The sequence below is a fragment of the Hydrogenibacillus schlegelii genome, assembly GCF_001653195.1.
In the GTDB taxonomy this organism is placed as follows: Bacteria; Bacillota; Bacilli; order Thermicanales; family DSM-22653; genus Hydrogenibacillus; species Hydrogenibacillus schlegelii.
The window spans coordinates 13,624-38,887 of sequence record NZ_JXBB01000004.1; the positions used below are offsets into that span (position 1 = coordinate 13,624).

Annotated in this window: 14 protein-coding genes and 1 riboswitch; all 14 genes read left to right on the forward strand. The window is 68.4% G+C overall.

Annotated features, from left to right (window positions below):
- Positions 1 to 22: 22 nt before the first annotated feature.
- The 14 genes from SA87_RS02400 (at position 23) to SA87_RS02465 (ending at position 25,228) form a co-directional block, all read left to right on the forward strand.
- A complete protein-coding gene (locus SA87_RS02400; protein ID WP_245637614.1) occupies positions 23 to 1,276 on the forward strand; it encodes a glutathionylspermidine synthase family protein in 1,254 nt (417 codons plus the stop codon).
- A 20-nt stretch (positions 1,277 to 1,296) separates the two neighbouring features.
- Complete coding sequence (locus SA87_RS02405) at positions 1,297 to 2,061, forward strand: OmpA family protein (protein ID WP_066198656.1); 765 nt, start codon at positions 1,297 to 1,299, stop codon at positions 2,059 to 2,061.
- A gap of 100 nt (positions 2,062 to 2,161) precedes the next feature.
- Complete coding sequence (locus SA87_RS02410; protein ID WP_156423643.1) at positions 2,162 to 3,532, forward strand: stalk domain-containing protein; 1,371 nt, start codon at positions 2,162 to 2,164, stop codon at positions 3,530 to 3,532.
- A gap of 445 nt (positions 3,533 to 3,977) precedes the next feature.
- On the forward strand, positions 3,978 to 5,270 hold the full coding sequence (locus tag SA87_RS02415; protein WP_169816888.1) for a DedA family protein: 1,293 nt from the start codon (positions 3,978 to 3,980) through the stop codon (positions 5,268 to 5,270).
- Positions 5,271 to 5,605: 335 nt separating this feature from the next.
- Complete coding sequence (locus SA87_RS14195; RefSeq protein WP_281180914.1) at positions 5,606 to 6,895, forward strand: helix-turn-helix transcriptional regulator; 1,290 nt, start codon at positions 5,606 to 5,608, stop codon at positions 6,893 to 6,895.
- A 182-nt stretch (positions 6,896 to 7,077) separates the two neighbouring features.
- Positions 7,078 to 7,165, forward strand: a riboswitch (cyclic di-GMP riboswitch).
- Between the two features lie 89 nt (positions 7,166 to 7,254).
- Positions 7,255 to 8,829, forward strand: a complete 1,575-nt coding sequence (locus SA87_RS02425; protein WP_066441196.1) for a flagellar assembly protein A — start codon at positions 7,255 to 7,257, stop codon at positions 8,827 to 8,829.
- A 239-nt stretch (positions 8,830 to 9,068) separates the two neighbouring features.
- Entirely contained in the window at positions 9,069 to 10,442 is a 1,374-nt protein-coding gene (locus SA87_RS02430) for a cytochrome ubiquinol oxidase subunit I (RefSeq protein ID WP_066441195.1), read from the forward strand.
- A 24-nt stretch (positions 10,443 to 10,466) separates the two neighbouring features.
- Positions 10,467 to 11,498 (forward strand): cytochrome d ubiquinol oxidase subunit II, encoded by a 1,032-nt coding sequence (cydB, locus tag SA87_RS02435; RefSeq protein WP_066198672.1) that lies wholly within the window; start codon positions 10,467 to 10,469, stop codon positions 11,496 to 11,498.
- Positions 11,499 to 11,755: 257 nt separating this feature from the next.
- Positions 11,756 to 13,072, forward strand: coding sequence for an Nramp family divalent metal transporter (locus SA87_RS02440; protein WP_082718112.1), 1,317 nt, complete (start codon positions 11,756 to 11,758; stop codon positions 13,070 to 13,072).
- Between the two features lie 291 nt (positions 13,073 to 13,363).
- On the forward strand, positions 13,364 to 14,731 hold the full coding sequence (locus SA87_RS02445) for a hemolysin family protein (RefSeq protein WP_082718075.1): 1,368 nt from the start codon (positions 13,364 to 13,366) through the stop codon (positions 14,729 to 14,731).
- 36 nt (positions 14,732 to 14,767) lie between these two features.
- Positions 14,768 to 15,358, forward strand: coding sequence for an undecaprenyl phosphate transporter UptA (uptA, locus tag SA87_RS02450; protein ID WP_066198676.1), 591 nt, complete (start codon positions 14,768 to 14,770; stop codon positions 15,356 to 15,358).
- A 102-nt stretch (positions 15,359 to 15,460) separates the two neighbouring features.
- Positions 15,461 to 16,186: a hypothetical protein gene (locus SA87_RS14200; RefSeq protein WP_066441117.1), complete on the forward strand. Its 726-nt coding sequence runs from the start codon at positions 15,461 to 15,463 to the stop codon at positions 16,184 to 16,186.
- A 151-nt stretch (positions 16,187 to 16,337) separates the two neighbouring features.
- The gene (locus SA87_RS02460) at positions 16,338 to 20,186 is read left to right on the forward strand and encodes a PD-(D/E)XK nuclease family protein (RefSeq protein WP_066198679.1); all 3,849 of its coding nucleotides are present in this window, start codon (positions 16,338 to 16,340) and stop codon (positions 20,184 to 20,186) included.
- A complete protein-coding gene (locus tag SA87_RS02465; RefSeq protein ID WP_066198681.1) occupies positions 20,186 to 25,228 on the forward strand; it encodes a UvrD-helicase domain-containing protein in 5,043 nt (1,680 codons plus the stop codon). Before SA87_RS02460 ends, SA87_RS02465 begins: the two co-directional genes overlap by 1 nt.
- Positions 25,229 to 25,264: the final 36 nt, after the last annotated feature.

Genomic DNA, 25,264 nt, shown 5'->3' on the forward strand with positions numbered 1-25,264 from the left:
GGATTCGGAGACAGTCACGCGGGTGCCGGTGGAGGGAGTTGAGAGAATCCGTGAACAAAAGTATTTTGAGGAATGGATCAAAATCCATTCGCTGCTGTGCGAACGCGGTTTTACGTGGGGTTCAATCGCGGAAAAGGGCGAGGAACATCAGTATCTCCTCTTGGATCTGTATCGGATGCCCAAAGAAACCTATCAGAGAATTCTAGAGGCCACGGAAAAGATCGGACATATTTATCAAAAGACGGTTGTTTTTTTGCAGAACAGCCCGTCTCTCTTTTCTGCGCTTCACCTGCCGAAAAACACCTGGAAGGCCGTCCAGTTGCCAAGCCCGTTGTTCAGCTATTTTGCTCGGATGGACTTGGTTGTCAGGAACGATGGAGAAGACATCAAAATTCTGGAGATGAATAGCGACACGCCCACGGGAATTGTGGAGGCGGCGGTTGCCAACGACGTTGTTTGCGGCTATTTCGGTGAATCTTCCCCGAATCGGTTGATCGAAGAAATCAAACGAACCTTCCAAAGAATAAAGACGGATCACGAAATTCCGGATGAAGAGACGGTTTATTTTCTTTCCTACGATTGGCATGAAGAGGATCGTCAAACTACCGAGTTTCTGAGATGGCATTCAGGTTTTTCAAAAACGCAGTACCTGCCGATCAAGGATCTTCGAGTATCCACCAATGGCGTATACACATCGAACGGTGAGCTTGTGAAGTATCTTTATCGGCTGTACCCGCTCGAATACTTCAGTGCAGACAAGGGACCGAACGGCGAACCGATCGGCGACTTGTTTCTTGAGCACGTCGCCGAAGGACGGGTCAAACTCATCAATCCGCCCAGCGCCTTTCTCGGACAATGCAAAACCACAATGGCGGTGATTTGGGCACTTCACGAAAACGGACACCCCTTCTTCACCGGAGAGGAACATCAGATGATTGAGAAATACTTTCTGCCCACGTATCCGAGCGCAGAAGGGCTTGCGGCCCCGTTGGTGCAGAAACCCGTATGGGGCAGGGAGGGCGGCGGAGTGTCGATTGTGGGGAAGGATGGGAGCGTCATCGAAGATCGAACGCCGTACTACTATCAGCAACCGAAAATCTACCAAAAGTATATCGAACTGCCGACCGTAACCGTACGCACGTGGGAGGGGCCGTACACCGGATCGTTATTGTTCGGGTCCTTTTTGATCGGCGGATCCCCCGCCGGTATATTCCCGCGGGTCGGCGAAAAAATCACGGGAAATCTGTCGATGTTTCTTCCGGTTGCGGTGAAATAGCCGATGAAAGGAGGGGGACGATGCGGCTTTTCGGTCGGAGGGGGACATCCGGTTCGTTGCGTTTGCTCATTGCGGGACTGTTCGTTGCGGCGGTCGTCGTCGGGGGATGCCGCGCGGCGCCGGGAGAAAAGGAGGAAACGACCGAGCCAACCGCATTCCAGGAAAGTGCGGCGGATGAGGCCGCCGGGGACGTCGGAGAATCGTCGAAGGCCTCCCCGCCGTCACAGTACGATCAAAAGACGGAGATCCAGACCGAAAAGGGCCTGGAGCGGTCCGAACTATACGTGTTGACGCCGGATCGAACGTTCGTTGTCCGGCTCAGGCCGGAGACGAGCCGGCTGGAGCGGGAAGTGGCGCTGACGCTCAGCGAATTTCAGGCGGAGAAAAAAGACGAGCAGACGACGCGACTGACGCTTCCGGGCCACATCCTGTTCGATTTTGACTCGTATGCCTTGCGACCGGAGGCCCAAGCGACGATCGACAAGCTGGTGCAGGTGCTGGAGTATGCCGGGGATAAGGCCAAGGTGACCATCGTCGGGCATACGGACAATGTCGGCGGTGCGGCCTACAATCAGACGCTTTCGGAGAAGCGGGCGCAGGCGGTGCTGGAGGCGCTGGCGGAGCGGGGGATCGACCGCGCCCGGATGACGGCGGTGGGGAAAGGAATGACGGAGCCGGTGGCGGACAACGCCACCGAAGCGGGTAGGCAGAAGAACCGGCGGGTCGAGGTGCTCATCGAAGGGTTGCCGGCTCTGGACGCGCTTGAGCAGAAGCGGAACGAGTGACCGTGCCATAAAAGCTTCCGGAACTCCTTGTGAAGACGTCACGTGAGAAGGCCAAGTGCCGCGGCACTTCCGGGTTTTCACCCGGTGGGGAGGTCAAAAAGTGGCGAAGCGCAACGTTCCATCCACGCCCAACAAATTCTTTTCCCTAATGCTGGCGTTCACGGTTTTTTCGCTGTCTTTTCTTTTCTCCGGCGAGACGAAGAGACCGGTCGCTTTTGCCCAGAGCGCGCTCACGCTGAAAGTCGACGGAAGAACGCTCGGCCTGTCCGCACCGCCGTTGATCCGCCATGGGCGGACATACGTGCCGGTGAAGTTCATCTCGGACGCGCTCGGCTATCAAACGCAATGGCTCGGCCCGACGAAGGAAGTGCGGATCACCGGATGGGGCCATGAGCTTTTACTGAAGATTGGCGAACCGGTCTATACGTTCAACGACCGCCGGCTTACCTCAGAGACGAGTCCCTTTATCGAAGAAGACCGGACGTATGTTCCTTTGAGGCTTGTTGCCGAATCGTTCGGTGCCGATGTCAGCTATGATGCAACGACCAAAACCGTCGAGATTCGCCGGACCGCGCTGAGCGACGGAAAGCGTTCCCTCTGGCTGGGGCTTACGGAGAGCGATGTGAAGCGCCTTTTGGGTGCGCCTGACTTCAGAGGCGTCTCCCGCTATGGAGCTCAGATATGGCTGTATTCCGACGAACCGGCCGGTCCGCTTGTCGTCTCGCTGAAAAATGGACAGCTCGTCGATCTGTACACGACGAATCCGAGCTGGGAGAGTGTGGGCGTTCGTCCCCAGATGCGTTTGACGAAGGCCGCTTCATCATTTTCTTTTCAATACCGGCAACTTACATTTTCTGTCGAGCAAAATATGAGCACACCCACGATTTCTAAAATTGTCCATGGAGTGCAAAACGGTTTGCTTTTGGCCTACATCGATCAGCATGCGCAAGCGAACATCATCGCCGTCCGCCTATCCTCCTTTGATCATTCGCTTACCGTTCCGCTGTTCAATTACCGTTACGAAGGCGATCCGGCGAACGTCCGCGCCTTCCAATCCTTTCTCTCCCAACAGCGGCGTCAATCGTCCCCGGAAGCAGACGAGACCGATGCCCGGATCATGGCCGCCCTCATCAACGCGTTTCGAAAGGCGCACGGTCTATCGACGCTTCTTCCGGATCCGAAACTCGATCGCGTCGCCCGCCTCCACAGCGAGGAAATGACACAACATCGTTATTTCGATCACGTCTCCAAAGTCACCGGTAAAACGTTGGGGGATCGCCTGAGGGATCAGGGCGTGCCATTTTCCAAAGCCGGCGAAAACCTGGCGCAAACGAACGATATACTGGTCTCCCATGTCGGCTTGATCAACTCCCCCGGGCATCGCAAAAATCTGCTTGATCCCGAATGGGATCGAATGGGGATCGGAACGAGCGACCGCAACACCACCCAGGTATTTATCAAAACGCCGTGAACCCAACAGCCGGCCGTTTCGAGACGCTTTCCGCATTTTGGTCCGCTCGGACCGCTGGGCTCCCACCGGTTCGCTCACCTCAAGTTCCTGAGCTCCTGAGCGAGCCGGCGAAGCGCTTCGCGGCGGGCATCGGCTTCGGGTTCTCCCTGGGATTTGCGTAAGTGATCCCGAAGCGCTATCTTAAAGTCTGAGGTCACCAGAGGTTGCCACCTTTCGGGAGATTGATGGTTCCGCCCAAAGAAGAGCCTCTGGTGACCTTTTTTGTCAAGGGTCACCGCGAGGACGGATGAGGCCCTCGCCTGTTTACACCCCTCCCTGGGACTTGAACGAGCACCGGCTGGGACGCCCGGGCCCAGACCCCTACGTTCGAAAGGAGGTGACCGCCTGGTTCGGAGGAACCTGCCTGAGATGCCATTCAGGCCGGTTTTACGAACCGGGTTTGCCGGTGGAAACGTGGATCGCCCAGTACGGGCTTGTGGCGCTGGCGGTGGCGCTGGCGCTCGAAGTGATCGCCCTTCCCATTCCGGGCGAGACGCTCATGGTGTACGTCGGCACGCTCGTCGGTCGGGGCGTCTTCCCCTGGTGGGCGGCGGTCGCGCTTGCCACCGCCGGGAGCATCGCGGGGATCACCGTCGCCTATTTCCTCGGCCGGGTGTTCGGGCTGCCGCTTCTTTTGCGTTACGGCCGGGTCGTCCATCTCACGCCGGAGCGGATCGATCGGACGTCGGCGTGGTTCGACCGGATCGGTTACCCGCTCATCGCCGTCGGCTACTTCATCCCCGGCGTCCGGCATCTGACGGGTTATCTGGCGGGCATCCTGCGGGTGCCGCCGCCCCTTTTTGCGGTCTTCGCCTACGGCGGAGCGTTCCTCTGGACGGCGACGTTCATCTCCCTCGGCAAATGGGTCGGCGAAAAGTGGGCCGTCTACCACGAGACGCTCACCCGGGCCGCGTGGATTCTGGCGGCGGTCGTCGCCGTTTTGTTCGTGGTTTACCTTCTTTTCTTCGTCGATCGGCGCCTGCTCAAAAAAAGCGTGGTCGCTCTTCGGCGCGTTTTCCCGATCGGTTCGCTTCCGTTCTGGCGCCTTCGGCTCCGCCTCCTTTTGCTCTTCGGGCTGGCGACGGCGGCCTCCCTCGCCCTGGTCGGGCTTTTGGAGGAGGCGATGGAGCGGGACCTCGCCGCCTTTGATGCCGCCGCCCGGCGGCTCGTGGCGGCGATGATGGAAGACCTCGGGCCCGTGGGGCGGGCGGCGATCCGGCTGGCGACGGCCCCCGTCGTCCTTGGAGCGCTCTTTCTTGCCGGCGTCTGGGCCGCCGTCCGGTTGCCGGTCGGCCGGGCGGTGCGGGCCTATCCGCTTCTCTACGGCGGGGTGACCGTCCTGCTCGCCGGGAGTCTGACGGCCCTCTGGGCGCCGTTTGCCGCCCGGGGGATCCCGGCGCCGGAAATCGGGCCGTACTGGGCGGCGGCCGTCGGCAGCTTTTCGCTGTACGCCCTGGCCGTCCGGGCCCGGGGGATCGGGCCGTACGTCGCCGCCTTTTTCGCCTTCCTCGCCCATGCCGGCGCGGCGGTCGTCGCCGCCGTTGCCGCCGGCGGGCTTCCGGTGGCGGCCGTCGCCGGGGCCCTTCTCGGCGCGGTATGGGGGTTTGTTCATCTTTTCGTCTGGGATGCGCTCATCGCCGGAAGAAGCGAAGGACCGGAGTCGGGGAGCCGAACCGGCCCATCGCCGCCTGGCCGGTAAAGGCCAGCGTCACAAAGCCGATCGGTCCGTCGTCGAGGCGCCGAGCGGAACGTCGTCGTATAGTCCGCCGGCCCGTCGGCGGGAGCCCGAAATCATCGTCGCCAAAAGACCGGACGAACCGCAACGGAACGGCTGAGCGATCCGCGCCGGGGAAAACCGCCAGCTGCGCCGATGCGTCAGCCGCGACGGTGGGCCGGGCGATCCGCGCCGGGGGAAGCCCCGGCGCGGCGGCGTTTTACGGGCGATGCTTCGAACTTCCTAGGAAGAATGGAGGACGCTTCGGGCCGCGGGCCAAGAAGATGGGCGACCATGCCTATGGTCCGTCCGGCGGACGAGTGGTAAAGTATGGTGTCGAGTGCTGTCGGCAGGGGGGGATGAAGTGGGAGGGGGAGACCGTGGACCACCTCGCAACCTTGTGGGCCGTATCGGCCCTCTCACTCGCTCCCCTGACGGTGTGGGCGCTCGTCGTTTTGCAGCGAATGCGGCACCGCCGATCCCAAAAGCAGGCGGCCGGACCGGACGAGAGGCGGAAGGCGGTCGATCCGCTTCTTTCCGCCCTCCAGGCGTCGGAGTGGGGCCTTCTTTTGCTCGAGAAGATGGGCGAAGGGTCGATCGTGCGCTGGGCGGGGGGGCGCCTCTGGGTGCGCCTCGGTTTCGACCCGGAAGCGCTCTCCGGCCGGCCGCTTGAGGCCGTCGTCTTCGCGAAAGAGGCGACCGCGGCGGCGGAGGCGGCCTTCGCCGGCCGGGACGGCGCCGCCTGCGCCTTTTTCCAGGCCGGCTGGGGGCTCATGGGACGGGTTTATCCCGTCCGCCGGGAAGGGACGGTGGTCGCCGCCTGGCTGCTGGTGCTTCCGGCTTACGCCGAGAATCCGTGGAGCATCGGAAAGAGGGATGAAAGGGCGATGGCAAAAGCGCCGCTCGACGAACAGGCCCTTGCGTCGAACGGGGCACAAGCGCCGGTGCGCCCGGCGCCGGAAGCGGAGGCCGATCCCGAGGCGGTCTTTGCGGCGCTGGAGGCGCTGTTGGCGTCGGCGATCGACATTCTGGCCCGGCATCCGGAGGCGCTCCGGCAGGCGGGCCGGGTGGCGGAGCGGATGGCGGCGCTTCAGGCGCTCCTTGCCCGGTCGGGCTGGCCGGACGCGGGCGCGCCGGTCCGGGAGGTCGGCGGTGGGGGGGCGGCCGAGGAGGCCGCCGGCGGGGCGCCGGCGGGCGGCGGCGGACGCCCGGGGCCGATCGCCGCTTACGAAACGGAAAACGGGGACGGCCCGGCGCCGGACGCCGACGAAGGCGACGCCGCTCCGGCGGGCGAGGTCCCCTCCTTGGCCGACGGGAACGGGTTTCCGGACGCCGTTTTTTCCGCGCCGGCGGAGCCGGAGACGTGGCGGGTGGAGCGGCTCAAAAAGCGGATCGACGCGTTTTCGACCCTCACCCAGCGGGAAAAAGAGGTGTTGCTCGAACTCAGCCTCGGGAAGCGGAACCGGGAGATCGCCGAGACGCTTTTTATCAGCGAGCACACCGTGAAAAATCACATCTCCAACATCTTCGCCAAGCTCGGCGTCTCCGACCGGGTGCAGCTTCTTTCGCTCCTGTATCGCGGTCGCCCGCCGGATCGGGCGGACGGTTGAGGGCGTGCATAATCGGGGTCTGGTCCCACCCGCCTAGTCCTGATAGACTAAGGGAACAACCGGATGCCGGCCATTCCGGTGCGGGCGGTGGGGTCGTGGCGCCGGTCGAACGCGCGGCTTTTTCAGGATTCGCCGGGGCGCCGGCGTCGACGTCGGATCTTGCGACCAAAACCGAACATGGCCGACGACAAAGGCACACCATCCGAAAGGATGGGCCGCAAAGCCGTGAGCCTACGGCGGCGCGTCCGCTATGGCTGTCTGGCTGCCGAATCGGATGCGGGTTCGACCGACGGGTGGGGTGTCTTTGTCGCAAAGCCCTGCTTTATTTATTTTAGTCGGCGTTTATTCATGAGTTCGGGATGGACGACGATGCCGTGCGGCGCGCCGAAACGGATGCAGACGCCGAAAGCGGGGGGAGCGCGATGGATGGCGAGACGATCCTCTGGCACATCCGGCCGCTCGAGGTTCGGGCCGAGCGCAAGGCGCCGCCCGGTCCGGAAGGCGACGACCCGGCCGCCCTCTTGTCGCTTCTGGCCGCCCGGGGAGTGCGCACCGGCATCGATCCCGGGGCTGTCGAGGCGCTTGCCCGGGGTGGGCCGGGCGTCTACATCGTCGCCCGGGGGACGCCGCCGGAAGAGGGGCAGGACGGCCGGGTCGAGTGGCTCGTCGAGACGACGCCGGTCGATGCCCTTCAGGATGCCGGGGAGGACGAGGCGATCGATTATCGCGAGCGGCGGCGGCTTCCGAGCGTCCAGGCGGGGACGGTGCTCGCCCGGGTGCACCCGCCGGTGCCGGGCCGGCCCGGCACGAGCGTCTTTGGCGAGCCGATCCCGCCGAAGCCGGTCTATCCCGTCGAGGTCATCGCCGGCGCCGGCGTGCGCTACGACGCCGAAACGGGGGAGATCGTCGCCGAGCGGTCCGGCCTCCTCACCGTTCAGGCGAGCCGCCGGAAGGTGCGCCTTGCGATCGGCCCGCTCTTCGTCCATCGCGGCCCCGTCGATCTGAAAAGCGGCAACATCCGCTTCGCCGGTTCTGTGGAAATTTTCGGAGATGTGACGGAAGGAATGCTCGTCGAGGCGCGGGAACAGGTGGTGGTACACGGGCAGATCACCCGGGCGACGGTGCGGTCGGGCGGCCTCATCGTCGTCGCCGGGGGCGCCGTCGGTTCCCGGATCGTCTCGGGCGACGAACGGTGGACGCCCGGGGACATCCGGGCGCTCCACGCCCTCGACGAAAGCCTCCTCCGACTGATCCAGAAAATCCGCGCCGCCCAGAGCGTGCCGGAGATCGCCGCCCGCCTCGGCCGCCCGGAAGCGTTCCGGTCGCTCGTGACCGCGATCGTCGGAGAGGACGCGGACCGGATCCGGGAGGCGCTCAAGCGGCTTCGGCCGCTTTGGACGGAGGGCGGTGAGGCGAACGGTGGAAAAACGCATTTTTTTGACCTGTGGGCGTTCTTTATCGGCGGCGTACAGCACCGGCAGGCGCCGGGACCGGAAGCGCTGGCGGCGGCGGTGCGGTGGGTGCATGCGGCCGCCGAAGCCCGCCCGATGGCGATGCTGGAAGAAAGCGGCGTCCGGGCCGGTTACGTTCAAGCGTCCCGCGTCATCGCCTTCGGCGACGTCGTGATCGGCGACCGGGGCGCCTTCCAGTCCGAGATCGAGACGTTCGGCCGGGCGGTCGTCGCCGGACCGCTTCGCGGCGGGCGGCTGTACGCCGAAGGCGGCGCCCGCCTCCGGGAGGCCGGAAGCGAGTCCGGCGTCCCGACGCAGGTCGCCGTCGGCCGGGCGGCGGCCGTCGAGCTGGAGACGGTCCATCCGGAGGTCGAGGTCGCCGTCGGTGCGGCGAGCCTCCGCTTTCGAGAGCGGCGGTCGCACGTCCGGGTGCGGCTCGGCGACGACGGCCGGATCGCGTTGGAGGCGCTGTCATCTTTGTGAACCCCGTCACCGGTCTGCCACCAATCGACCGTCTTTATGTCACAAAGGGGGCCGCGGCCGGCCCTTTTTTGCGCTCCGTTCTGGTACACTCGGAGCGAACCCCACGATGAGCGGCGCGACGGCGTGCGATCGCCCGGACGCGCGGTGCGATCGTCGGAGGGCGGCGCGATCGTTCGGCCGGGCGGTGGGATCGCCGGATGGTCGACGCGATCGCCGGATGCGCGAAAGGAGGGTCGGAGATGCCCGATGTGCTTTTGCTGAGCCGCATTCAATTTGCGGTAACGATTATGTATCATTTTCTCTTCGTCCCGCTTACCCTCGGGCTCGTGCTTCTGGTCGCCATCATGGAAACGCTGTATGCCCGGACCAAAGACGACCTCTACCGGCGCATGGCCGACTTCTGGGGCAAGCTTTTCGTCATCAACTTCGCCCTCGGCGTCGTGACGGGCATCACGATGGAATTCCAGTTCGGCACGAACTGGTCGGAGTACTCGAAGTTTATGGGCGACATCTTCGGGGCGCCGCTCGCCATCGAGGCGCTCGTCGCTTTCTTCCTGGAGTCGACGTTCATCGGCATCTGGATCTTCGGCCGGGAGCGGTTCCCGAAACTGCGGGCGCTCTCGATGTGGATGGTCGCCCTCGGCACGACGCTGTCTTCGCTTTGGATCATCACCGCCAACGGCTTTATGCAAAATCCGGTCGGCTACACCCTCGTCGACGGACGCGTGCACCTGGAGAACTTCTGGGCCGTGCTTTTTAACCCGTACGTCTGGTATATGCTCGTCCACACGCTGATCGGAAGCTACATCGTCGGCAGCTTCTTCGTCCTCGGCGTGAGCGCCTATCACCTCCTCCGGCGGCAGCACGTCGAGTTTTTCCACCGTTCGTTCAAGCTGGCGCTGGCGCTCGCCCTCTTTGCGACGGTGATGGCGCCGCTGAGCGGCCATCTGGCCGGCCTGAACGCGGCGAAGGTCCAGCCGGCGAAGGCGGCCGCCTTTGAGTCGATCTGGGAGTCCGGGGAGGCGCAGCCGTTCTTCCTCCTGGCCGTGCCGAGCCTGAAGAACGACGGCAACATCATCGAGTGGGGCAAGATCCCGTACCTCGGGAGCCTCCTGACCACCAATTCGCCGACCGGGTACGTCAAAGGGCTTGGCGACATCCCGGCCGACGAACGGCCGCCGGTGTGGATCGTCTTCTGGAGCTTCCGGCTCATGGTCGGACTCGGTCTTTTCTTCCTCGCGGTTGCGGGGTATGCGTGGTGGCGGGAGCGAAAAGGGACGCTTCTCGAGGCGCGGGGGCTCCTCAAGGCGCTTCCGTACTTCATCCCCCTTCCGTATGTCGCGATCAACCTCGGGTGGGTCGTGACGGAAGTCGGGCGGCAGCCGTGGATCGTCTACGGGCTCATGAAAACGGCCGATGCCGTGAGCCCCATCTCCATCGGCGACATCGTCTTTTCCCTCGTCGGGCTCGTCGTCTTCTATACCTCCCTCATCATCGCCGATGTCTATCTCCTCGTGAAGCACGCGAAGGCCGGGCCGGAGGTCGCGGCGTCGCCGGGCGAGCCGCCGGCGAAGGCGCCGAAGGCGCCTGCGGGCCGCCCGCAGGAAGCCTGACGGGCAGGAGAAAGGAGGGAGAGCATGCTCTCGTACGACGCCCTTTCCGTCCTCTGGTTCATCCTCTGGGCGGTCCTCTGGATCGTCTATTTCACCCTCGACGGCTACACCTTAGGCGTCGGCATCCTCTTCCCGTTCCTGCGCAAAAATGAGCGGGAAGAGGCTCAGCTCCAGGAGGTCGTCGGTCCGTTCTGGAACGGCAACGAGGTGTGGCTCATCACCGCCGGCGGGGCGACGTTTGCCGCCTTTCCGCTCGTTTACGCGGAGATGTTCTCGACGCTTTATGTGCCGCTTTTTCTCATCTTGTTCGGCCTCTTCTACCGGGCGACGGGGCTGGAATTTATGTCCAAAGGGTCGGGGCGCTTCTGGAAGGCGAGCTGGACGTTCGCTTTCTTCGGGGGAAGCCTCGCCGTGGCGCTTCTTCTCGGCGTCGCCTTCGCCAATATGTTCTACGGTCTTGCCTTCGACCGGACGATGAACGCGGTGACGCTCGCGTCGCTTTTGAACCCGTACGGGATACTGGGCGGGCTTTTGTTCGTCGCCTTTGCCGTTCTCTCCGGCTCCCTCTGGACGGCCCATAAGGTGAGCGGCCCGCTTCACGACCGGGCGCGGTCGGTCGCCGGCTGGGCGTGGTTCGTCGTCCTCGGGCTCCACGGCCTCTTTCTCTCGGCGACGGCCAACCGGACGACGATCCTCGACAATTACAACGCGTATCCGATCCTTTACGTCGTTCCGGCCCTCGCCCTTCTTCTTTTGTTGCTCGTCCGCTTCTTCTACGCCCGCGGGCGCTTGCTCTGGTCGTTTCTCATGACCTCCGGGGCGATCGCCCTCACGACGGCGACGGGGTTTATCGGAATGTTTCCCCGCATGCTCATCTCCCGCCTCGATCCGGCGGCGTCGATCACGCTGTACGAGGCCCGGGCGAGCGAGCTCACCCTGTCGATCATGCTCTTCGTGGCGGTCATTTTCGTTCCGATCGTGATCGGGTATCAGCTCTGGGCCTACCGGCTCTTTCGGGCGAAGATCCGACCGGAGGAAGCGAAGGGGTATCGCTGAGCGCCGAGCGGGCGCCGGGGCGCCGTTTGCGGCGAATCCGCCGGCGGGCGAAGTCGAAGCGCCGCGGCACAGGAGTGCAAAATCAACTCTTGTGCCGGCCGGCGCCTTTTTTTATGCTTAAAAAGGAGTTGGCGTAAGGAAATAAAATCGAACGCATTAATAAAATGTGGCAAGTAGAAAATCCGTCTGCGGCCGGGCGGGCTCGAACGGGCCAGGCGGAGGCCGCCGGCCGGACGGACGAGAAGGGAGGGGCGGCGATGCAGGCGAAGAAGGCGATCGACGGGCCGATCGAACGGCGGGCGCCGGAGATCGGGCAGCGGTACGAGCGGGCGGAGCGGGCCCTCGCCGAACGATGGCCGGGGCTTCGGGGCATCCTCCCCTTCCTGGGGCCGGCGTTCATCGCGTCGGTGGCGTACATCGATCCGGGGAACTACGCGACGAACATCGCCGCCGGTTCGACGTACGGCTACCGCCTGCTCTGGGTGGTGCTCGCGGCGAATCTGATGGCGATCCTCGTCCAGGCCCTTTCGGCCAAGCTCGGCATCGCCACCGGCAGGGATCTGCCGGAGCTCATCCGGGACCGCTACGGCGCCGCCGCCGGCTGGTTCATGTGGGTCCAGGGGGAGCTCGTCGTCATCTTCACCGACCTCGCCGAATTCCTCGGCGGCGCGATCGGGATTCATCTTCTGACCGGCCGCTCGATGGTGGAAAGCGCGGTCTTTGCGACGATCCTTTCGTTTTTGCTGCTCGAGCTTCAGCGGCGGGGGGTGCGGCCGCTGGAGGCGGCGATCACCGGGCTGGTGATGGTCGTCACGTTTTCGTTCGTCGTCGAGATGTTTCTCTCCGGCGTCGAACCGGCTCCGCTGATGCGCGGTCTTTTGGTGCCGACCTTTCCCGACGCCGAGGCGGTCTTTCTCGCCGCCGGCATCCTCGGGGCGACGGCGATGCCTCATGCGATCTACCTCCATTCGGCCCTCACCAAGCGCCGGGTGACGGCCCGGACGCCGGAGGAAAAAAAGCGCCTCTACCGCCTCGAGCTCCTCGATCTCTGGATCGCGATGGGGATCGCCGGGGTGATCAACATGAGCATGCTCATCGTCGCGGCGACCCTTTTTCACGGCCGGGGGATGGTCGTCGAGGAGATCGACGACGCGGCCCGGCTGCTCGGGCAGTTCCTCGGTCCGGCGGCGACGCTTCTTTTCGCCGTCGGGCTCCTCGCCTCGGGGCTTTCGAGCTCGTCGGTCGGCATCCTCGCCGGCGACATCATCATGCAGGGGTTCATCCGCTTCCGGATCCCGATCTACGTCCGGCGGATCGTCTCGACGATCCCGCCGCTTGCGATCATCCTCTCAGGGATGAGCCCGACGACGGCCCTGCTGGTGAGCCAGATCGTCCTCTCCTTCGGCATCGGGCTCGCCCTCGTGCCGCTCGTCCTTCTCACCCGCGACCGGCGGGTGATGGGCGAGCTCGCCAACCGGCCCCTGACCAACCTTCTCGCGTATGCGGTGACGGCGGTCGTCCTCGCCTTAAACGGCTATCTCCTGTTCTCGACCTTCCGCGGCATGGCCGTCTGAGGCGGGCGCCCCCGGCCGTCGGACAAAAAGAAAGCGCGTTTCGGCGCCGGGCGACCGACGCCTTTACCGTTTCCGGAAAGTGTTGTACAATACGGTCAGGTGCGTATGCGTTTCGGGGGCTGCCGGGGCCGGCCGGCGGGAGGCCGCGCTGCGCCGGCCGGCGGCAGGTCGGGGCCGCCCCGGACGCCCGACGGCTCCGACGGAAGAATTCACGGACGAGGAGGTGGAGTCCGCCGCGCGCGCCATCGGCGCGTTTTGCAACCGGAAAACAGCGGGGCGCGGCGGAGCAAATTGGACGAACCCGGCGTGTGGTCTCCGGGAACGCTTCTTTGGATCGCGTTTTTTCTCCTCATGAACGGGTATTTTGTCGCCATCGAGTTTGCGCTGGTGAAGGTCCGGCAGAGCCGGCTGGAAGTGCTCGCCGAGGAGGGGAACGCCGCGGCCCGCCGGGTGCTCGAGATGATCGCCGAGCTCCCGCGGTACCTTTCGGCGGCGCAGGTCGGCATCACCCTCGCCTCGCTCGTCCTGGGCTGGCTCGGGGAGCCGGCGATGCGGGCCCTCCTCTGGCCGCTCTTCCAGCTTCTCCGGTTGCCGGAGCCCCTCGCCGGTCCCCTCGCCATCGGCGCCGGCTTTGCCGTCGTGACGGCGCTTCATATCGTCGTCGGCGAGCAGGCGCCGAAGGTCGTCGCCGTCCACGTCGCCGAACAGATCGCCCTCCGGTCGTACGGGCCGCTCTATTACTTCTACCGGGTGATGCGGCCGTTCATCGCGCTGCTGGACGGGGCGACGCGGCTCGTGGTCCGTCTGCTGGGCTTCGATCCGGGGGCGGGGGAGACGGCGGGACACACGGAAGAGGAGCTCCGGCTCCTCGTGCGGGAATCGCACGAAAGCGGCCTCATCGACGAGTCGGAGTACGATCTCGTCGAGGGGATCTTCGATTTTGCCGAGACGAACGCCCGGGAGATCATGGTGCCCCGGACGGAGATCGAATGCCTCTACACCGGGCTTTCCTACGAAGAAAACATGCGGATCGTCCGGGAGAAGCTTCACACCCGCTACCCGCTCTGCGACCCGGATAAGGACCACATCATCGGGTTCATCCACATCAAGGACCTCTGGCGCCATCCGGAAGAGCGCGACCTCAAAAAGCTCATCCGGCCGATCACGAAGGTGCCGGAGTCGATCCCGCTCGTCCGCCTGCTCAAAATCATGCAAAAAGAAAAGACCCAGATGACGATCCTGATCGACGAGTACGGCGGGACGGCGGGGCTGGTGACGCTCGAGGACGTCCTCGAGGAGATCGTCGGGGAGATTCAGGACGAGTTTGACGAGGAGCGGCCGGAGGTGGAGGAAGCGGAAGGCGGGGCGTACTCCGTCGACGGTCGGATGCTCATCGAGGAGTTCAACGAGCGGTTCGGCACGGCGATTCACGACGACGATTACGATACGATCGGCGGCTGGGCCTACGCCCATTTCGACACGCCGCCGTCGGTCGGGGCACGGTTCGTTTTCGAAGGGGCCCACGAGTTCGTCATCGCCGAGATGGACGGCCTCCGGGTCGCCCGGCTCCTGTACCGCCGGACGCCGGAAGCGGAGGCGGAAAAAGGGCCGGAGGAAGAGGGCGTGGCGGAAGAACCGCGGCGGGCCGAGGCCCAATAATCGAACGTGCGCAGAGCCGGGGAGGAGCGGGCGTCGGTGGCGGAGTTCGTGCAGACGGTGCTCGAGCGTCTGGAGGCGCTGGGCGCCCTCGGCATCGCCCTCGGGCTCATGATCGAGGTCATCCCGAGCGAGATCGTCCTCGCCTACGGCGGGTACCTCATCGCGAAGGGGGCCGTCGGTTTTGTTCCGGCCTTCGTCGCCGCCGTCGTCGGCGGCGTCCTGTCGCAGCTTTTTCTCTACTGGCTCGGCCGCTACGGCGGTCGGCCGGCGGTCCTTCGGTACGGAAAGTACGTCCTCATCCGGCCGGAGCACCTCGCGGTGGCGGAGCGGTGGTTTGAGCGCTACGGGCCGGGGGTGATTTTTTCGGCGCGGTTCGTGCCGGTCGTCCGGCACGCGATCTCGGTGCCGGCGGGGCTCGCCCGGATGGGCCACGGGCCGTTTATCCTCTACACGGCCCTCGCCATCGTGCCGTGGTCGCTCTTTTTCTTTTTTCTCGGCGCCAAGATCGGTGAAAACTGGCCGCTCGCCAAGGCGATCGCCGCCCGCTACTGGCCGTATTTTCTCGCGGTGGCAGCGGGGTCGTTCGCCCTCTACGTCGTGTGGCGCAGGCGGGCGGAGCGTTCGTAGACGGCGTGCCGACCGGCACGCCGTTTTCGCGTCCGGCGTATATCGTTTATGAGAATCCTCCATACTGGCAAATGAAGACTCGATGCCGAAGGAGGGAGGCCGATGGCCGCCAAGCGGCAGGACGCCTGGCGCGAAGACGAAGATTTCCTGCTCGCCGAGACGGTGCTCCGGCACATCCGGGAGGGAAGCACGCAGCTTCGGGCGTTTGAAGAGGTGGCGGAGAAGCTCGGCCGGACGGCGGCGGCGTGCGGCTTCCGCTGGAACAGCGTCGTCCGGAAGCACTATGAAAGCGATGTGATGCTGGCCAAGCTCACCGGCAAGAAGGCCCGGCGCCGGGAGCGGTCGGCGGTGTCGGCGGAGGTGCCGGTCTTCTATTCGACGGAAGGCGAGGCGGAGGACGGGAGAGAGGGGTGGATCGAGGCGGACGGGGACGCCCCGGACGGGGCCGCGGCGGAGGCGGAGGACGCGATCCGGGCGGCCGCCGGGGGAAGCGGGCGCCCGGTCGGCCGGCGGCGCGCCGGAGCGCTCGGCTTTGCCGAGGTGATCGCTTTTCTTCGGGAGACGGCGAAGCGGGTCGAGGCGCTGGAGCGGGAGGCGGCGGCGCTTCGGGAGCAGCTCCGGGAGCGGGAGGCGACGATCGAGCGGCTTTTGAAAGAGCGGGAGGCCGGCCTTCGCTGGCCCGCCGGCGAGGCGGTGTTGCCGGACGACTACGGGCTCATCGTGCGCATCCTGGAGCGGGCCCGCCGGCTGGTCGAGGAAGAAGCCGGCGCCCTCGAGCCGCCGGCGCCGCCGGAGCGGACGCCGGAGCGGGCGGCCGAAGGGTTTTGACGCCGGAAACCGACCCGGCGGTCGAGTCGGCCCTCATCGTCGGCCGAATCGCGCCGACGTCCGTCCCCTTTCGCGCCGTCTTTTCCCTTTTTTCCCGCATCCTTTATATTTATAATGGGAGAAAGGGGAAGGCGGCGCGGGAGGGGATTTTTTGCAGGTCACGGTCTGGCGGGCGGCGACGATGCGATCGGCGCGGGAGGGGCTCTACCGGCGGCTCATCGACGCCTCGCACCGGGAGCCGGACGGGGCGCCGCTGATTCTCCTCGTGCCGGAACAGATGACGTTTGCCGTCGAGCGGGCCCTCGTCCGCCGGGGGCTCCGGGGCTCGACGCGGCTCTGGGTCGTGAGTTTTACGCGCTTGGCGTGGCGGGTTTTTCAGGAAGCGGGCGGGCTCGCCCGGCGGCCGGTGACGGCGATCGGGGAGCTCCTCCTCGTGGCGGAGGCGGCCCTTCGCCGGCGGGAGGAGCTCGGCCCCTTTGCCCGGACGGCGGACCGGATCGGGACGCTGGAACGGCTGTCCGCCTTCCTCCGGGAACTCCGCCGCTACGGGACGCCGCCGGAGGCGCTTCGGGCGGCGGCGCAGGCTCTGGCGTCGGATCCGGCCCTTCAGGAAAAGCTCGCGGCGGCGGCGACCGTCTACGCCGACGTCGACCGGACGCTTCAGTCCCGCTATCTCGCGGCGGAAGACGCCTTGCGGGGGCTCGCGAAGCGGCTTTCGGCGCCCGATCCCGCAAAGCGGCCGGCCTGGGTGGCCGAGGCCGAGGTGTTCGTCGACGGGTTTTTGAGCTTTACGCCGGAGGAGCTGGCGGTGCTGGACGGGCTCATGGCCCGGACGCGGTCGGTGGCGTTTTTGTTCCCCGACCTTCGGGCGGCGGCGGAGGTCGCCGATCCGGCGGCCCGGTCGGTCCTCCGGGCCCTCGGCGCGCTGTACGGCGACGTCGAACGGGGGCTCGACGGCCCGGTGGCGCGGACGGTGGCGGAACTCGAGCGGCTCGCCGGGCGGCGGGGCGTGCCCTTTCAGCTCGCGCCGGCGCCGGATTCGGCGCCCGGATCGGCTCCGGCGGCCGGCTCGGCCCACGGCGGGGCGGCCGGCGCGGCCCACGGCGGGGCGGCCGGGGCGGCCCGCGGAGAGGCGGCCGGCGGAGCGCACGGGGCGGCCCAGGCGGGGGCGGCGGCCGGCCCCTGGGCGGCGGCGGGCCCGCTTCCGGAGACGCGCCTTTTTCGCCCGCCGACGCGCCGGCGGGAGGTGGAGGGGGCGGCGGCGGTCCTCCGGCACTACCGCCGGCGGGGGATCCCGTACCGGCGGATGGCCGTCGTCGCCGGCGATCTCGAGGCGTACGCCGGCATCGTCGAGGCGGTCTTCGCCGCGGCGGACATCCCGGTGTTCCTCGACCGGGAGCGGCCGATGCGGCCGCACCCGCTCGTCCGGCTCGTCGAGGCGCTCCTCGAGGGGATGGAAAACGGCCCGTCGACCCCGGCGCTCATCGCGCTCCTTAAGACGGGGCTTCTCGGGCCGTTTTTTGAAGCCCGGGGCATGACGCTCACGGAAGCCGACATCGATCGGCTGGAGAACTGGCTTCTCGAGTACGGCGTGCAGGGAAGCGATTGGGCGAAGCCGCATTTCGGCCGGCCGCCTGAGGTCGAGGCGGCGAGGGACGGCGGGCGGCCGGAGACGGCGGGACGTCCGGCGGGCCCGGCCGATGGGGCGCGGGAAGCCGGAGCCGCTTTCGCCGGCGGCGGGCCGGAAGGGGCCGGGGCGGCGGCGCTCCGGGAAAAGATCCGGGAAGCCCTCGCCCAGGCCCTTTTTCCCGATGCGGAGGAAAGGACGGCGGCCGAGCCGCCGACGGCCGGGGCGTGGGCCCGGCGGCTCTGGCGGCGGATCGAGGCGCTGGACGTCGAGGCGGGGGTGCGCCGGTCGATGTTCGCCGCCGAGGGGCGGGGGGCGGTCGAGGAGGCGGACGAAGACCGGCAGGCCTGGCAGACGCTGATCGAGCTCCTCGAGCAGACGGCGGACGTCCTCGGCGAGACGCCGATGGACGCCGGGACGTTTGCCCGCCTTTTCCGCTTCGGGCTGCGCTCGGCGCGGTTTCGCCTCGTGCCCCGGACGGTGGAGGCGGTGACGGTGGCGGACCTCGACCGCTCTCGCCTCCTCGACGTCGACGTCATCGTCTTCCTCGGCGCCGTCCGGGGGGCGATGCCGCCGGAAGGCGGCGACGACGGCTGGCTTTCGGAGGCGGAGCGGCGCCGGCTCTTCGAGCGGCTCGCCGAGGCGGAGGCGCCGGCCGTGCGTCTCGCGCCGCCGCTCGAGGAGCGGGTCGCGGAGGCGGCGGTGAAGCTCTGGAGCTTCTTCGCCGAGGCCGGGCGCGCCCGCGCCGTCTTCGTCCCGGCGGCGATCGGCGACGAGCCGGCGACGCCGGCGCCGTGGGTCGAGGCGCTGGAGGAGACGTCGCCGCCGGCCGCGGGTCGCCGGATCCCGCCGTCCCTCCTTTCCCCGACGCAGGGGCTTCAGGTTCTGGCCGCCGGCGTGCGGGCCTTTGTCCGGGGCGCCCTGCCGCCGCCGGCCTTCTGGCCGCTTTATGCCGCTTACGTCGCCCTGGAGAAGGCGGGCGATCCGGCCGGCCTTTCCGCCCGGGGGATCGCCGGGCTCGCCGCCGGCCGGCCGGAGCGGGGGCGCATTGCGCCCGAGCTCGCCCGGCGGCTCTTTCCGCCGCCTCTCATCGCGAGCGTGTCGAAGATGGAGCGGTACCACGAATGCCCGTACGCCTTTTACGCCGCCCACGGGCTCGCCCTCGCCGAGCGGCCGGTGCACCGGCTGACGATGCCCGACGTCGGGGAGCTCTATCACGCGGCGCTCGCCGCCGCCGGTCCGGCCCTCGCGGCGCTGGCCGACCGGACGAAAGGGGCGGGCGGGTCGTGGCTTTCCGGCGGGATCCCCGCCGAGGCCGAGGCGGCGCTCCGGGCGGCGGTCGAGGCGGCGACGGCGGCGGCCCTGCAACAGGATCGCCGGGCCCTCTTTTCGGCCGACGCCCGCCGGAAAGCGATCGCCCACCGGCTCCGGCGGCACGTCGAACGGACGGCCCGGGCGGCGGTGGAGCAGCTTCGGCGGGGGGCGTTTCGGCCGCACGCCTTTGAATTCGCCGTCGGCGACGGCCGGGACGGGGTGCCGCTTCGGCTTCCCGGCGGCCGGGTCATCCGGATCCGCGGCCGGATCGACCGGATCGACCTCGCCCCGGGGAAGGCGGCGCCCTGGCTCCGGATCGTCGATTACAAGTCCCGCTTTGTGGCGCCGGACGCCCGGCGGTTTCTGGCCGGCGTCGATCTCCAGCTCATCGTCTACCTCGATCTTCTTTTGAACGAAGGCCTCCGGATCGAAGGGAAGCGGATCCTGCCGCGGCCGGCGGCGGCCCTCTACCAGATCGTCGGCGATCCCCGGCCGATCGTGAAAGGGTCGGAGGGGGAGGCGGAGATCGCGCATCTCGTGCTCAAAGCGTATCGCCTAAGCGGCTGGATCGCCCGGGACCGGGACGCCGTCTTCTGCCTGGACGAAAGCCTGCCGGAGCGGCTGCGGGCGATTCAGGAGCAGAAGAAAGAGAAAAAATCCCGGCGCCGCACCGTCGACAGCGCGGTTCTCGATCTTTCGCTTACGCTGGAGGGGGACCTGCCGGCGGGCAGCCGGGGGACGGCCCTCTTCCTCATCCCGGAGGCCGGCTGGGCGGCCCTTCGGGCGCTGGCCCGGGAAAAGCTGGAGGAGGCGGTGGCCGGGATCGAGGCGGGGCGGTATCCGGCAGCGCCCTTCGCCGAGCCGGACGGGACTCCCGTCTGCCGCTTCTGCCCGTACCAGGCGGTGTGCGGCTTCGATCCGGAGGCGGGCGACCGGCCCCGGCGGTTTTATTCGGCCGGCGACGCCCGGCGGGTGCTGGCGGAGATCGTGCACGGCCGGGCGGCCGCGGCGGAGGCGGCGGGCCGGGACGATGAAGACGGGCAGGGAGGCGAGATGTGATGGGCGCATCTCCGGGCGCGGGAGGGGTTCGCTGGACGCCGGAGCAGCGGCTTGCGATCGGCGTCCGGCACGACGAGATGCTCGTCGCCGCCGCCGCCGGCTCGGGGAAGACGGCGGTCCTCATCGAGCGGATCGTCCGCCTCGTCGCCGGCGACGACGCGGGCCCGGGCGGCGCCGGCGAGGCGGCGGGGTCCGGCGGGCAGGAGACCTTCGGCGAGGCCGGTGCGGAAGCCCCCGGCGGACTCATGGCGGCGGCCGCCTCCGGCAGCCCCGGCGGTTCGGGGCCGTTCGGCGAGGCCGGTGCGACGGCGTCCGGCGTGGCTGGTGCAGCGGCGTCCGGCGAGCTCGGTACGACGGCGTCCGGAAAGGCCGGTGCGGCGGCGTCCGGCGAGATCGGCGCGAAAGCCCCGATGCCGGACAAGGCGGGCTTTGGTCGCCGGACGTCCCTCGACCGGCTGCTCGTCCTCACGTTCACCCGGGCGGCGGCGGAGGAGATGCGAAGCCGCCTCGCCCGGGCGCTTCTCGAGCGGGCCCGGACCCGCCCGGGCGATCCCCATCTCCGGCGTCAGCTTCTTCTTTTGCCCCAGGCGGAAGTGACGACGTTCGACGCCTACGCGCTCCGGGTCGTCCGGCGCTTCGCCCACCTCATCGGCTGGGATCCGTCGTTTCGGCTCATCGACGAGATCGAGGAGCGGCCGCTTCGGCAGGCGGCGGTTGAGGCGACGCTCGCCTGGGCGTACGGGACGAAGGCGCCGGACGATCCGTTTTACCGGCTCGTCGACTGGCTGCACGCCACCCGGGACGACGGGCCGCTCGTCGAGGCGCTCTTTCGGCTGGACGACTTCGTCCGCTCGCTGCCGGACCCGGACGCTTTTTTTGCCGCGGGCCTCGAGGCTTACGCCGGGGCGGCCGCCGGCGCGACGGCGGGCCGGTGGTTTTTGGCCTTCCGGCGGACGATGACCGAGGCGCTCGAGGGGCTGGTCCGGGATCTTTGGGGGCTCGTCGGACAGGCCCGGGCGGTGTCGGCCAAGGCGGCGGAGCCGTTCGCGGAAGACGCCGCCGCCGCGGAGGCGGCGCTCGAGGCGGTGCGGGCGGCCGAAGGCTGGGACGACGTCGTCGCCGCCCTGCGGGGGTTTTTCGCCCGCCCGCTCGCCCGGGTGTCGGTTCGGGGGCTTTCGCCGGAGGCCGGGGCGGCCGTCGAGCGGCTCAAGCGGGAGCGGGCGGCGCTTCGGGATCAGCTGAAGGATCGCCTCACCCCCGCCCTCGTCCCGGCGGAGGAGGCGGCCGAAGAGGCGGCCGCCGCCCGCCCGGTCCTCGAGGCGCTCGTCGGCCTGTACCGGGAGTACGCGGACCGGCTTGAGGCGATCAAGGGGCGGGAGAACGTCCGGACGTTTTCCGACGTCGCCCGGGCGCTCCTTCGGGTGCTCGAGGCCGGGGCCCTCGAGGCGGTCGCGGCGCAGTACGACGAGGTGCTCGTCGACGAGTATCAGGATACGAACCGGCTGCAGGATGCGTTTGTCGCCCGGCTTTCTGCCCGCGGCGTGCGGGTGTTTATGGTCGGGGACGTCAAGCAAAGCATCTACCGCTTCCGGCTGAGCGAGCCGCGGCTCTTTCAGGAGAAATACGAGCGCTTCCGTCCGATCGCGGCGCCTCCGTCGGAGGGGCCGGCCGACGGCGGGGCCGCGGCGGTTGGCCCGGCCGATGGCGCGGTTGCGGCGTCTTCGGCGGAGGGAGCGCCCGACGGCGGGGGCGCGGCACTTTCGGCGGCGGAAGCGCCGGGCGGCGGGGCTACGGCGCTTTCGGCGGAGGGAGCGCCCGCCGGCGGGTCGTGGGCCCTTTCGTCGGAGGGGCCGGCCGACGGCGGGGCCGCGGCGGCTTCGGCGGCCGGACCGGCCCCGGAGGCGGCCGCCGCGGTCGGCGCGGCGCGGGACGCCGCCGCGGGGTCCGGGGAGGCCAAAAGCCGCGTTCGCATCGATCTTAACCGAAATTTTCGCAGCAAGCCGGAGATCTTGCGCTTCATCAACGCCCTCTTCGAGCGCCTCATGGTGAAGGAGGCGGCGGAGATCGACTACGACGCCGCCGCGGCCCTGAGGCCGGGGAAGGAGGTGCCGCCGGATCCGGAGGCGGTGCCGGAATGGACGATCCTCGACGTTCGGCCGGGCGCGGCGGAGCCGCCTTCCGCCGCGGCGGACGGCGAAGGCGGTGAGGCGACGGGCGCCGGCGCGGGAGGCGGGAGCGCCGGGGCGCCCGATGGCGGGGCCGGGCCGGATGCGGCCGGGGCTCCGGCCGGCCCGGCGCCGGAGGCGGACGGCGCTTTCGGCGAAGAGGCGGCGCCGGAAGAAGAGGAAGAGGCGCCGGAGGGGGCCGAAGCGGAAGGACGGTGGATCGCCCGGCGCATCCGGGAGCTCGTCGCGGCGGGCCGGTCGTACCGGGAGATCGCCGTCCTTTTGCCGACGATGAGAGGCGCCGGCGACGTCTACGCCCGGGCGCTCCGGGAAGCGGGCATCCCGGCGGTCGTCGACCAGCGTTCCGGGCTGTTTGAGGCGATCGATTTGAAGCGGATCGTGGCCCTCCTCCAGCTTCTCGACAACGGCGCGCAGGACATCCCGCTCGCGGCGGTGCTCACGGCGCCGTTCGGCGGCTTTACCGATGCGGAGCTCGCGGAGATCCGGGCGGCGTATCCGGACCGGCCGTTTCATCGGGCGGTGCGGGCGCTCGTCCGGCTGGCCGCGCTTCGGGAGAAAGAGACGGCCGGCGAAGCGAAGGGGGCCGGAGCGGAAGCGGCCGGAGCGGGAGCGGCCGGGTCAGAAGCGGTCGCTGCGGATGCGGCCGGGGCCCGTCCGGATGGGGCGGCGCCCGGGGCGGAAGAAGCGGCGGCCCTGCCGGATGAAGCGGAACCCGACGCGGAAGCGGCGGCCGGGTCCGATGCGCAGACGCCGGGCGACGGGCCGGCGGTGTCTCCGGCGCTTCTTGCGAAGCTCCTTCGCTTCTTTCGGCGGCTTCAGACGTGGCGGCGGCTTTCCCGGCGGCTTTCGCCGGAGGCGCTTTTGGACCGGCTGTATGCCGACACCGGCTATCCGGCGTACGTCCTGGGCCTTCCGGAAGGGGAACTTCGGCGGGAGCGGCTCTTTGCCCTCCGGGATCTTGCCGCCCGGTACGCCGAACACGGGCTCGGGGGGCTTTCGGGCTTTCTCCGGGAACTCGAGCGGCTTCAGGAAAGCGGCGCCGACGACGTGCTCCGGATCGCCGACGGCGAGGAGGACCGGGTGCGGATCATGACCGTCCACCGGAGCAAGGGGCTCGAGTTTCCGGTCGTCTTCCTCGCCGGGCTCGGCCGCGGGCAGAACCGGGAGGACGAGCGGGAGTCGCTCCTTTTGCACGGCGAGCTCGGCTTCGCCCTCCGGCGGGTCGACCTGGACCTCGGCGTCGAGCGGGTCGAGGCGGTGTACCGCTTCCTTCTTCAGGAACGCCTGAGGCGGGAGCGCGGGGCGGAAGCCATCCGCCTCCTCTACGTCGGCCTGACCCGGGCGAAGGAGCGGCTCATCCTCGTGAGCGCCGTCCGGGACGCCGCCCAGACGTTCGGGCTCCGGTCGCCGAAGTCGTCGCGGGGGCGGCTCATCGACCTTCCGCCCCGTTCGGGCATCCGCCTGAGCGATCGCCCCGTGCACCGGCTGTATTTCGCCCTCGAGGCGGCGCTCCGGGAGCGCGGCGGGGTCTTCGGCGGCGGGTTCCGGGAGGTCCTCGACCGGGCGAGGAAGTCGCCGGACGAGGCGATCCTCGTCACCCTGCCGGACGGCTTCGGCCGGACGGCGGCCTTCCGCCTGCGCGTCGTGCCGGCGGACGCCCTCGTCGGGGCGCCGGCCGAAGGATCGGGGTCGCCCGGCCGCGCCCTGGTCGGCGCCAAAGGCGAGACGTCGGCCGAAAGCCCCGGGGGGACGCCGTCGGCGGTGCCCGGTACCGGCGACATGCGGCCCCCTGCTTCCGGCGCTTTCGATCATGCGGTCGAAAGGGCGGTTCCGTCCGGCGCGCCCGGCATCGGGGTCGAGCGGGCGATGCCGTCCGGCGCCTCCGGGCCGGGAGCGGCAAGCGCCCGCGATCGGGTGCCGGACGCCGACCGGATCCTGGCCGAGGCGGTCGCGGCCTTCCGGCTGCCGGACCCGCCGGCCCTGGCGGCCCTGTTTCCCCGGCCGGAACGGGTGGCGAAGGCGGGGGAGGCGCTGCTTCGGGCGATGCGCCTTCCAGACGCCGGCGCGGCGTATCCGGCGAAGCTTTCCGTGACGGAGCTCAAGCGGCGGCTCGAGGCGCCGGATCCGCTGGCGCGGCCCCTCGTGGCGCCCTTCCGCCTCCGGCGGCCGCGGTTTTCGGGGGCGGCCCTCACGCCGGAGGCGATCGGGTCGGCGGTGCACCGGGTGCTGCAGTCGCTCGATTTCGGCGGGCCGCCGTCGATCGAGGCGGTCGAGGCGACGATCCGCCGCCTCGTCGAGGGGGAGGCCCTGCTGCCGGAGGAGGCGGAAGCGGTCGACCGGGCGGCGATCGTCCGCTTCTGGACGTCGCCCCTCGGGGCGCGGCTCGCCCGGGCGGCCCGGACGGGGACGCTCCGGCGGGAGGTGTCGTTCCTCTACGCGCTGTCGCCCCAGGCGCTCTGGGAAGAACGGGCCGGAACCGGGGGAGCGGACGCGGAAGGGGCGGTCTTTTTGGACAAAGGGGGCGCGGTTCTCTCGGCCCCGGCGGGCGCGGTTCGGACGGCGGCCGGCCCGGACGGCGAGGCGGAACCGATCGTCGTCCAGGGGACGATCGACGCCCTGTTTGAAGAGGACGGGGGGCTCGTCCTCCTCGATTACAAAACCGACCGGACCGACCGGTCCGCCCCGACCGGCGCCGGCGACCGGTCCGCCCGCCGTCCGCCTTCCGAAGAAGCGCTCCGGAAGCGGCACGCGCTTCAGCTTCGGCTCTACGCCCGGGCGATCGAGGCCATCTGGGGGGTTCCGGTTCGGGAGCGGTGGATCGTCTACCTCGATCGGGACGAGCCGGTGCGGGTGTAGGGTGAAGACGCGGCGAAGCCGGAAGCGGGCCGCCCG

Bases quoted from the DNA above. Each gene is read 5' to 3' on its own strand.
- cydB (WP_066198672.1), top strand. From the start codon at position 10,467: ATGCTCTCGTACGACGCCCTTTCCGTCCTCTGGTTCATCCTCTGGGCG.
- SA87_RS02440 (WP_082718112.1), top strand. From the start codon at position 11,756: ATGCAGGCGAAGAAGGCGATCGACGGGCCGATCGAACGGCGGGCGCCG.
- SA87_RS02405 (WP_066198656.1), top strand. From the start codon at position 1,297: ATGCGGCTTTTCGGTCGGAGGGGGACATCCGGTTCGTTGCGTTTGCTC.
- SA87_RS02465 (WP_066198681.1), top strand. From the start codon at position 20,186: ATGGGCGCATCTCCGGGCGCGGGAGGGGTTCGCTGGACGCCGGAGCAG.
- SA87_RS14200 (WP_066441117.1), top strand. From the start codon at position 15,461: ATGGCCGCCAAGCGGCAGGACGCCTGGCGCGAAGACGAAGATTTCCTG.
- SA87_RS02430 (WP_066441195.1), top strand. From the start codon at position 9,069: ATGCCCGATGTGCTTTTGCTGAGCCGCATTCAATTTGCGGTAACGATT.
- SA87_RS02425 (WP_066441196.1), top strand. From the start codon at position 7,255: ATGGACGACGATGCCGTGCGGCGCGCCGAAACGGATGCAGACGCCGAA.